11 protein-coding genes are annotated in these 8,366 nt (G+C 39.6%); 2 read left to right on the top strand and 9 right to left on the bottom strand.

Translation table 11 applies throughout. The features are described from left to right. From F6K13_RS08280 to F6K13_RS08260, 6 genes are all read right to left on the bottom strand, one after another. The coding region (locus tag F6K13_RS08280) for a hypothetical protein (RefSeq protein ID WP_287287186.1) at positions 1–722 on the bottom strand (722 nt) is incomplete at its 3' end. Positions 723–776: 54 nt separating this feature from the next. Next, a complete protein-coding gene (locus F6K13_RS34990) occupies positions 777–941 on the bottom strand; it encodes a DUF6760 family protein (protein ID WP_353735646.1) in 165 nt (54 codons plus the stop codon). An 8-nt stretch (positions 942–949) separates the two neighbouring features. Beyond that, positions 950–1,339 carry a phage tail assembly protein gene (locus F6K13_RS08275; RefSeq protein ID WP_339379410.1) on the bottom strand — a complete coding sequence of 130 codons (390 nt, stop codon included), beginning with the start codon at positions 1,337–1,339 and terminating at the stop codon, positions 950–952. Between the two features lie 406 nt (positions 1,340–1,745). Next, positions 1,746–2,171: a phage tail protein gene (locus F6K13_RS08270; protein ID WP_124154264.1), complete on the bottom strand. Its 426-nt coding sequence runs from the start codon at positions 2,169–2,171 to the stop codon at positions 1,746–1,748. A 35-nt stretch (positions 2,172–2,206) separates the two neighbouring features. Continuing rightward, entirely contained in the window at positions 2,207–3,466 is a 1,260-nt protein-coding gene (locus tag F6K13_RS08265; RefSeq protein WP_124154265.1) for a phage tail sheath subtilisin-like domain-containing protein, read from the bottom strand. Between the two features lie 52 nt (positions 3,467–3,518). Next, on the bottom strand, positions 3,519–4,385 hold the full coding sequence (locus F6K13_RS08260; protein WP_124154266.1) for a Pvc16 family protein: 867 nt from the start codon (positions 4,383–4,385) through the stop codon (positions 3,519–3,521). A gap of 496 nt (positions 4,386–4,881) precedes the next feature. Here F6K13_RS08260 and F6K13_RS08255 point away from each other — a divergent pair, with 496 nt between their 5' ends. Next, positions 4,882–5,022 (top strand): hypothetical protein, encoded by a 141-nt coding sequence (locus F6K13_RS08255; RefSeq protein WP_161564557.1) that lies wholly within the window; start codon positions 4,882–4,884, stop codon positions 5,020–5,022. A gap of 344 nt (positions 5,023–5,366) precedes the next feature. Here F6K13_RS08255 and F6K13_RS08250 read toward each other — a convergent pair whose 3' ends face one another. Next, entirely contained in the window at positions 5,367–5,492 is a 126-nt protein-coding gene (locus F6K13_RS08250; RefSeq protein WP_275670383.1) for a hypothetical protein, read from the bottom strand. A 243-nt stretch (positions 5,493–5,735) separates the two neighbouring features. Here F6K13_RS08250 and F6K13_RS08245 point away from each other — a divergent pair, with 243 nt between their 5' ends. Next, positions 5,736–6,002 (top strand): hypothetical protein, encoded by a 267-nt coding sequence (locus F6K13_RS08245; protein WP_124145280.1) that lies wholly within the window; start codon positions 5,736–5,738, stop codon positions 6,000–6,002. A gap of 219 nt (positions 6,003–6,221) precedes the next feature. Here F6K13_RS08245 and phnE read toward each other — a convergent pair whose 3' ends face one another. Together phnE and phnC are read right to left on the bottom strand one after the other, a co-directional pair. Then, entirely contained in the window at positions 6,222–7,064 is an 843-nt protein-coding gene (phnE, locus tag F6K13_RS08240) for a phosphonate ABC transporter, permease protein PhnE (protein ID WP_205127384.1), read from the bottom strand. A gap of 369 nt (positions 7,065–7,433) precedes the next feature. Next, positions 7,434–8,228 carry a phosphonate ABC transporter ATP-binding protein gene (gene phnC / locus F6K13_RS08235; protein ID WP_124145281.1) on the bottom strand — a complete coding sequence of 265 codons (795 nt, stop codon included), beginning with the start codon at positions 8,226–8,228 and terminating at the stop codon, positions 7,434–7,436. Positions 8,229–8,366: the final 138 nt, after the last annotated feature.

Below are 8,366 nucleotides of genomic sequence, written 5' to 3'. Positions count from 1 at the left end.
GTTGCAGTTACTAAACTATTGGGATTAACAGAAGTATCTGCTTTTGTTTGAACCGTACTTGTCGATAATTGGTTAGTAGCTTGGTTAAGAGGCAAATCCTGATTCTGTTTAAAGTTAGGTTCAGCTTCAACCTTAGCTCCTAGATTGCTGACATTAACTTCTGAAACAGTTGCTTTGCGACTAATCCGAAATGGTCGGTTTGTTTCTCCCCTACTTGTCTTCACAACAGAAGTGTCAGATTGTGGTTTTTTTTCCACTGGCTTTGTCATTACCGTTGCTTTCTGGGTTATAGATGGCTGCAGGGGATTTGTGTGATATCTGCCTAATTTATTAGTGCTTCTCCCTTGAATCTCCCTACTATTCTGAAACTGCCTTGATTGAGGCGGTATAGAACGTTGAACCATTTCTCCCATTGCTGAGTGAGCGTCAGGAGTTGCTGGAAATTGCTCATTAAGAACCTCCGCTGATTCCGTGCGCTGTCGCTGCAGACGTTGAATTATTGATGTAGGTTGCAAAACTCCAGAGCCATAGCGGAATTTTACCTGTTCCGGTAACCCTAACCTTTGTACAAGTCGTCCAGCTATTCCTTGAGTAGCTTGGTAATGGCAATGTAGCTGCTGGGTATTAATTACCCCAGCAGGTTCAACCACTCGTCGCTGTATACGTTTGCCCAAGGTTAAACTACTTGGATTATTAGAAGGGTGTAAAGGATAATCTTCCATCTTAAAAGTACCAATAGTAAGCTGTTGAATCGCGATCGCTAATTCTCTTAGTCTTTAGGTAAACTCTATCTGCCCGGTTTGGGCATTCAAACGCCTATTGATCTGGGCAACTTCCTCAACCCACCGTCTCCTTTCCCTGTGTTCCATTACCATGATTGATTCATAGTGCCAATGGAAGTGATATGCCAGATAGGCTACCTCCTGATGGAGTTGGTCCAGGGGGTAGCCTAAAATTCCCCCGATAGGTCCAACTCCACAGCAAAATCATTTTCACAGTGAGGACAGGTAATCTGGAGCGATCGCGTTCCATTGCCATTAATGCGATTGTACAAATCCTGTAGATAGGATAAGTCAGAAGCAAATAATCCTTCAATCACTTTAGGATTAATCACTTCTACGGAACCTAGTCTGGTTATAACTCGAGATAGCAGAATGACAATTAAATAGGCTGGGTTAGATTGTACGCGAGGGTCTTTCAGGGGTATAATTTCATCGGCAGCAGTTGCCAGTCGCATTATCCCTTCCTTATGTAAAGTGCCTTCTTTGTCCACATAACCTGCTGGTAATGTAAACTCATACTCAGTTTGTAACATGGCTGTTTGCTCAGGAATAATCATACCGTTTCACGGAATTCAAAAGTCAAAAGTAAGATTTTATAGACACGGAATTCAAAAGTCAAAAGTCAAAAGTCAGATTTTATAGACTCATAACAGGGAACAGGGAACAGGGAACAGGAAGTATGGGTCTAAAACCCCGCCAAGATCGGCGAAATATTTTTGGAGCGGGGCTCAAATCCCCGTTACCAAAATCACTTCCCCTCCCAGGAGGGGTTATATAGAATCCGTTTATATAGTATATGTTGATAATTCTATAATTACTTCAAGCCTTTAATCTCCCCTACTCCCCCACTCCCCTACTCCCCTACACTCAACTATACAATAACTATTCAACCGGATTCTATATTAGGGGTGGGTTGACTTCCCCTCCCAGGAGGGGTTAGGGGTGGGTTGACTTCTGACTTCGTTAAGCTCGCTCCAGACGTTCACAAGTCACGGTGAGGGTATCAATCGCAACATCACTTCCCTTAGCATCTAAACCAGGTGCTTCATACTTACTAGCCCAAGCCTGGAAAAAGTTCCAGCGTACTTTTTCTTGTCCTGTATCATCAAGCAGAATGATAGAACCATTTTTACGTTCAATCTGTCCATTGACAGCAGCTAAGTGCCAATCATAGAGTTCACGGGAATCACTTAGTCCCCATTTGAGAGAAATGTCAGGATAACTAGCTTTTCCTCGTAGTTTACGCACTGTAGCATCGTCTCCACCTTCACGATATTCAACGATTTCTACCTCAGAACCAAAACCACTACATTCTGAAAAGCCTGCCTGAACAATTCCATCAATCTCCACGAGGAAACGATAGTTTTTATACGGATCAACTCTTGCCATGACTAAATCTCCTTTTTAGTTGGTTCAACAGATTACTACTCGCCAGCCGTTTGCTGGATGCGGAAGATCACAAATTCCGCTGGCTTGACAATTGCTACCCCAATCAGGGTTACAACTTGTCCTAACTCCCTGACTTCTTTGGGATTAGTTTCTGCGTCACATTTAACGAAGAAAGCTTTCTCTGGTGTTTCCCCAAACAACGCCCCATTGCGCCATTCATTTAACAGAAAGTCCCCTACTGTTCGTTTAATTCGTTGCCACAGTGCTAGATTATTGGGTTCAAAGACAGCAAACTGCGTCCCCTCATCAATAGATTCCCGTAAGTAGTTGAAATAGCGGCGGGTGCTAATGTACTTATATTCTCCATTGTCTTCGCCTCCTAGAGTGCGCGCTCCCCAGACTTTGATATTGCCTTTAAAAGAGCGAATGATATTAATTCCTAGAGGATTTAAACCATCTTGGTCTGCTTTCGTGAGGTTGTATTCTAAATCTAAAGCACCTCGAATGACTTCATTAGCTGGTGCTTTAAAGACACCCCTTTCTCCATCTACTCGTGAGTAAACCCCAGCCAAGTGTCCACTAGGAGGCAGGATTATACTACCATTACTTGATGGATCTAAAATTTGTTTGGCAGGGTCAAAAACCTTGATCCAGGGGAAGTAAAGAGCAGCATAGTTACTATCTCTGGTATTACCTTTAATACTGTCTCGGTCAATAGGATCAGGATTTTGTTGGCCATCAAGAATAGCAAATCGGTCTTTGAGGTTTTCACAGTGTCCTATGACAGCTTCTTGTTCTGCTTGGCTAATGATGCCAGGAATAGCCACCATGGTAATTTCGTCAATGGAGGCAAAAGTATTGAGGGCAGCAGCTAACTCTGTATTACTATCAATACGGATGACATAGCACCTAGTTCCACCATTATTGAAGAAACCGTAAACTGCTTGGGCAAAAAGACTCCAGCTATTAAGTGAAGCAGTATCAAAACTAGGTTCATCTACATCTGTGAGATTCCCAAGAGTCTTATCCCCAGCTAAGTCAGCAAATGTGCTAACAAACTGACTCCAATTAGTCACTAACTTAGCTATTCCGGCATCGGGAAGAGTCTTTTCTTCTACTTTGAAGGTAATAGTGGTAGTGCCATTTGTAGTAGTTTCAACACGCTCGGCAGGAAGTTGGATACTTTGGGGTACAATCCCGATAAATCCAGCTATACTGGTAGCGACTCCGGCAATAGGTCGAGATGAGGGAGGAACTTCTTCAACATAGACTCCGGGAGAGAGATATTGTGGCATGCTGTTTTCTCCTTGATTAAACAGAATTTAGTGTTTATAGTTGTGGGACTGTTTATAGTTGTAGGTTGTAATTATTTGTTGTGTTTTCTACTGGAATAGTAATATTAACCTCCTGTAATAAATCTTCTAACTGCACCCTCAAAGTATAAGCACCAGCAGGAATTGCTCCTATACTGTACTGTCCATTTCCATCAGTGGCTGCAGTAAGATTACGCTCAACCAAAATAACTGTTGCACCCACAACAGGTTGATTGTTAACATCTGTAACTTGTCCACCAATGCGGAAAAATCTTTGTTCAGTGCCTGGCACAAGTTGTTCTGAGGATGGTGAGAGTTGCTGGCCTAATTGTAAATCTTGAGTAATGACAATGGGGGTTGGTTCTGGCTCAAACAGTTCCTTAATAGAAAGAGTTGCTGTAACTGTGATTGAAGGACGTAATTGATTACCTAACGCCGTCCAAAGTTCAGCCACACTTTGCACTCCATCGACTTGAGCTGCTACCAATGGTAAGGGTGGTTCTTGCCCTGCCAGTCCGGTATTTTGTAAAAAAGGTATTTCTGGAATAGTTGGATACGCTGAGAATACTTGCAGCACTTGGCTAAGTAATCGGTGTTCTTGCAGGGGTAATTCTTCCCCGCCAACAGGCCAAGCTGTAACCAAATAAGAACAGGCTATGCGCTTTGGTGGATTATGAATAATTGCCTGTCCACCTCGCATTTCGATACTTGGTTCATTACTGCGTAGTTCTAGGTGTTCCCGAATGTCGTACAGAAATAAATTAACAGTGGTTTGCCCAGGACTAAAAGTTTCCGACGGACGCTCAAAGGAAATCTGGGCTTCCGCCAATTCTGGAAACCTGGACGATAGTCTCGAATCTTCCAAAATCCTTCTCAAAACTTGACTCAGATCGCGAATCATTTTGACTTACCTCGTTAGACTTTATGAGCAGCCATGCACCATAATGTGACTTTCATAGCCTAGAAGCTTTCTGCCAACTACATCTTTTGTAGTTTTGAGGTTAACTTTTACTCACAGTTTTAATGAGTAGTCCCAAATACTGTAAGAATAGAATAAATTTTTTAGTTTTTAACCCTGATATGTATAATATTAACATCTTAACTTAAATATTAGAGACTGTTTGTAAAGTTTTGTAATAGAGTTGTCGCTAAATAAAGGGAAAAAATCACTCTAACCTAGACAGAGCAATAATTCCCAGCATTTTTGCCCTCCAATAGCTACAATCCTTACAGAACAAGGTTTTTGGGGGATTTTTAAGTTATAAAGCGACAAGTCTAATATACAATGATTGACCTTTAAACTGTAACAACTTGGTTATTTATCCCAGATTTATAGGCTGAAATACCCAATTTGCCAGGGGTAAAAACACTTCATAATTCGGTGGTGGTGCATAGTAATGGTAGAGAGAGTGTGGGGAGATGGGGACCCACCCCTAACCCCTCCCAGGAGGGGAGTATGGGGAGATGGGGGGATGGGGAGTATGGGAGAAATTAAAAAATATATATCTTCACCAAAACCCATGCAGGACTACCCATAATTCTTTACAAACAACCTCTTAGGATCTTAACTTAAATGTGGGTGCTCCCATGGTGTATTTTTTACTTCTAACAGCTTTTCTAGTTTTCCCACTCGATCAAGGGCGTTGCACAGTGACAAATGATTTTAGATTTTTGATGAACAGGATTTTGGATTAATCAATTGCTAAAATAGACATCTGATAAAAATCCAAAATAAAATCAATTCTCACACATAAATTATCAATTATTTCCCCTCCCCCTCCTGGGAGGGGCGAGGGGTGGGTTCCCTACTGCCTACAGCAAAGCTGCCTACTGCCTCTTTTTGGAGATTTTTACTCAAAGTCTAAACTAATTTTTGGCCTAATCATTCCATAATGTGCAAACCCCGATCAAGTGTGATCCAAGGTGTAATAGTTGATTCATGGCGACCTAGTAGCTTGGACAGTTCTGGGCGAGTCGATACTAGACTGGTTTTTAGCCAGTAAATCATCTGTATTCGTTCTCGTTCTCTAGCTGTTATTGATTTACCTAAATGCTTTTCAAGTTCGGAAACTGTTTGATTAATTTTAACTTTTAAGGGACGAGCTATAAATAGAAACCGCGATCGCTCTATAGTTTTCTTGACTGTTATAGGTTTTGTTGCACTAATATCCTGAAACTCTTACAGGGCAGCACTTTCTCATTTATAGATTTTCTTGATTAACCCTTGTTTTATAATGCTTCTAGCACTTTCATGCAACAAAGCCACTATTATATTTTAATTAACTTATTTTCCCAAACAGAAGATTTTCCCGTAGCGTTATTGCGTGGGGGTAAAGGTTTACCGGAAGGGGGTTGGGAAGAAGTTAGACAAGAAGCGCAAGCGAAAATTCAAGCGGGGCGCGATGTTAATATTAAGACTAATACTGCTGGGCGTGATATAGATAGGGGAGATAAAATAGATATCGATCTTTCTGGCAGCAGCGGAGTCACAATTCATGGAGGTATCGGTTCAAAATAAAACAAGCTAGTCGTAGGTTGGGTTGCTCACACGGATTATGCCACGGATATACGGATTAAGAGGAAAATTGCAAACACAGGCTAGTCGTAGGTTGGGTTGAGGAACCCGAAACCCAACAAATTACAGCGCTTTTCCAATTGATGAACCATATTGTCATAACCAAAATCCTGTAGGGGCGATTCGCGAATCGCCCCTACGGCCCGACTCCTCCCTCGTTATCTACACTAACCAATTTCTTAATTTTGCTGATAATAAATCAATTATTGAAGTTGCCAAGATTAAAATAATTAAAATTGCACAAACTTTTTGATACAAAAACGAACCAAAACTTTGATAAAGAGAAACTCCTATACCACCTGCACCTACTATTCCTAACACGGAGGCAGAACGAACATTTGATTCAAAACGATACAAGACGAAGGAAGTCCATAAAGGCATTACTTGAGGAATTACTCCAAAGATAATCTCTTGAATTTTACTAGCACCCGTAGCACGAATACCCTCAACGGGACCAGGTTCAATAGACTCCACTGCTTCAGAAAAAAGTTTTCCTAAAGTACCTGCTGTATGTACAAATAAAGCTAAAACACCAGCAAAGGGACCTAAACCAACAGCTACTACAAATATTAGAGCAAATACCACTTCATTAATTGCCCGCATGGCGTCTAAAATTCGACGTATAGGCTGTACAATCCAAATTGGACTCATATTTTCTGATGCCAAAATCGAAAATGGAACGGCGAAAATCGCGGCTAAAATAGTTCCCCAAAGACCCATTGAAATAGTAATTATTGTGTCTTCTAAATAAATTTTCCAATCGGAAAAATCAGGGGGAAAATATGACTGAATATACTCAACCATATTACCGCTTTTTTGGAATAAAGTTAAAAAATTTATTTCACTTTGTAGAGCAGAAAAAACTAGAACAGTCGCAGCACCCAATACAAACATTATGCGAGTATTAGTAACTCGTTTCTTTTCTTGGGCTAACATTTCTATAACTGCTGGAGTAGCTATAATAGTTTTATCAATACGGTTAAAATTATTAGTTATTTTGTTCATTTTTATTTATAGCAATCCTATTTTATTTGTGTATAACAATCTTACCGCTTTTAGGGAACAGGGAACAGGGAACAGGGAACAGGTAGGAGTTTCAGTTTTTTTATCTACTTTTTGATTTGTCACAACTCATTTAGGATTGCTATATATATTTCTACACAGAAAATTAAGTTCTAATTTTGTTTCTTTTGGGTTTAATACCATGTTCAGATAATTAGCGATCAAAAACTTTCTCCCTTTTAACTTCTTAATTCTTTATTCTTAATTCTTTATTCTTAATTCTTGCTTTTGACTTCACATGGCTTTTAACTTCTTAATTCTTAATTCTTACTTTTGACTTATTTTCACACCCTTGAATATTTGATAAATTAACTATACTAATTCTCCATGACCTTTCAATATTAATTCTTCTGCCGCTGCACCATAAAGTTCGTCTAGTTTACGATCGCTCAGATTAACTGTTGGATCGTCAAATACAACTTCTCCATCTCTCAGAGCAATAGTACGTTCAAAATACCGACGTACCATTTGAACTTGATGTAGAGAAGTAACAATAGTAATATTATTTTCTCGGTTGAGTTTGCATAATAATTCCATTATCTTCCGAGCAGACTCCGGGTCTAGAGAAGCTATGGGTTCATCTGCTAGAATAATTTTAGCTCCCTGTACTAAACAACGAGCGATCGCTACCCGTTGTTGTTGTCCTCCAGAAAGTTGGGCAGCTTTTTTATAAGCTTGTTCTAAAATTCCTACTCTTTCCAATGCAGCAAGTGCCTGTATTTTTTGCTCTTTTGTAAATAGACGTAGTGCCGAATTTACAAGAGACATTTGCCCCAAGTTTCCCACTAAAACGTTGTCTATTACTGTTAGTCGCTTGACCAAATTAAATTGCTGAAAAATACAACCTATTTGGCAACGTAATTTTCTAATATGTGAGTGAAAAATGCCATCTGTTTGTAAAGCTGTACCAAATATGTAAATGGTACCTTGATCTCCATGCTCTAAACCATTTATCAGTCGTAGTAAAGTAGATTTTCCCGAACCAGAAGCACCAACTAAACCTACCATTTCTCCTGCTTCAACACAGATATTAACTTGCTGCAAAGCAGGTTTTCCTTTAAATTTTTTATCAAGATTCTTAACTTCTATAGCGCTGTATTTAGACATTTATATTATAAATTATTAACAAAACTAATATATATTAGAGCTTGTAGGTTAATTTTAGGTTATCTTTCAGTAAAAAAAATTATTGTAACTATTCAGCATTCAGCTGAATAGTTACAATAATTTTTTTTACTGAAAGAA

It is taken from the genome of Okeania sp. SIO2B9 (assembly GCF_010672505.1).
Classification (GTDB): domain Bacteria; phylum Cyanobacteriota; class Cyanobacteriia; order Cyanobacteriales; family Microcoleaceae; genus Okeania; species Okeania hirsuta.
This window is presented reverse-complemented; position numbering and strand designations above follow the sequence as displayed.

Bases quoted from the DNA above. Each gene is read 5' to 3' on its own strand.
- F6K13_RS08250 (WP_275670383.1), bottom strand. From the start codon at position 5,492: ATGATTTACTGGCTAAAAACCAGTCTAGTATCGACTCGCCCAGAACTG.
- F6K13_RS08255 (WP_161564557.1), top strand. From the start codon at position 4,882: ATGGTAGAGAGAGTGTGGGGAGATGGGGACCCACCCCTAACCCCTCCC.
- F6K13_RS08265 (WP_124154265.1), bottom strand. From the start codon at position 3,466: ATGCCACAATATCTCTCTCCCGGAGTCTATGTTGAAGAAGTTCCTCCC.
- F6K13_RS08270 (WP_124154264.1), bottom strand. From the start codon at position 2,171: ATGGCAAGAGTTGATCCGTATAAAAACTATCGTTTCCTCGTGGAGATT.
- phnC (WP_124145281.1), bottom strand. From the start codon at position 8,228: ATGTCTAAATACAGCGCTATAGAAGTTAAGAATCTTGATAAAAAATTT.
- phnE (WP_205127384.1), bottom strand. From the start codon at position 7,064: ATGAACAAAATAACTAATAATTTTAACCGTATTGATAAAACTATTATA.
- F6K13_RS08245 (WP_124145280.1), top strand. From the start codon at position 5,736: ATGCAACAAAGCCACTATTATATTTTAATTAACTTATTTTCCCAAACA.
- F6K13_RS08275 (WP_339379410.1), bottom strand. From the start codon at position 1,339: ATGATTATTCCTGAGCAAACAGCCATGTTACAAACTGAGTATGAGTTT.
- F6K13_RS08260 (WP_124154266.1), bottom strand. From the start codon at position 4,385: ATGATTCGCGATCTGAGTCAAGTTTTGAGAAGGATTTTGGAAGATTCG.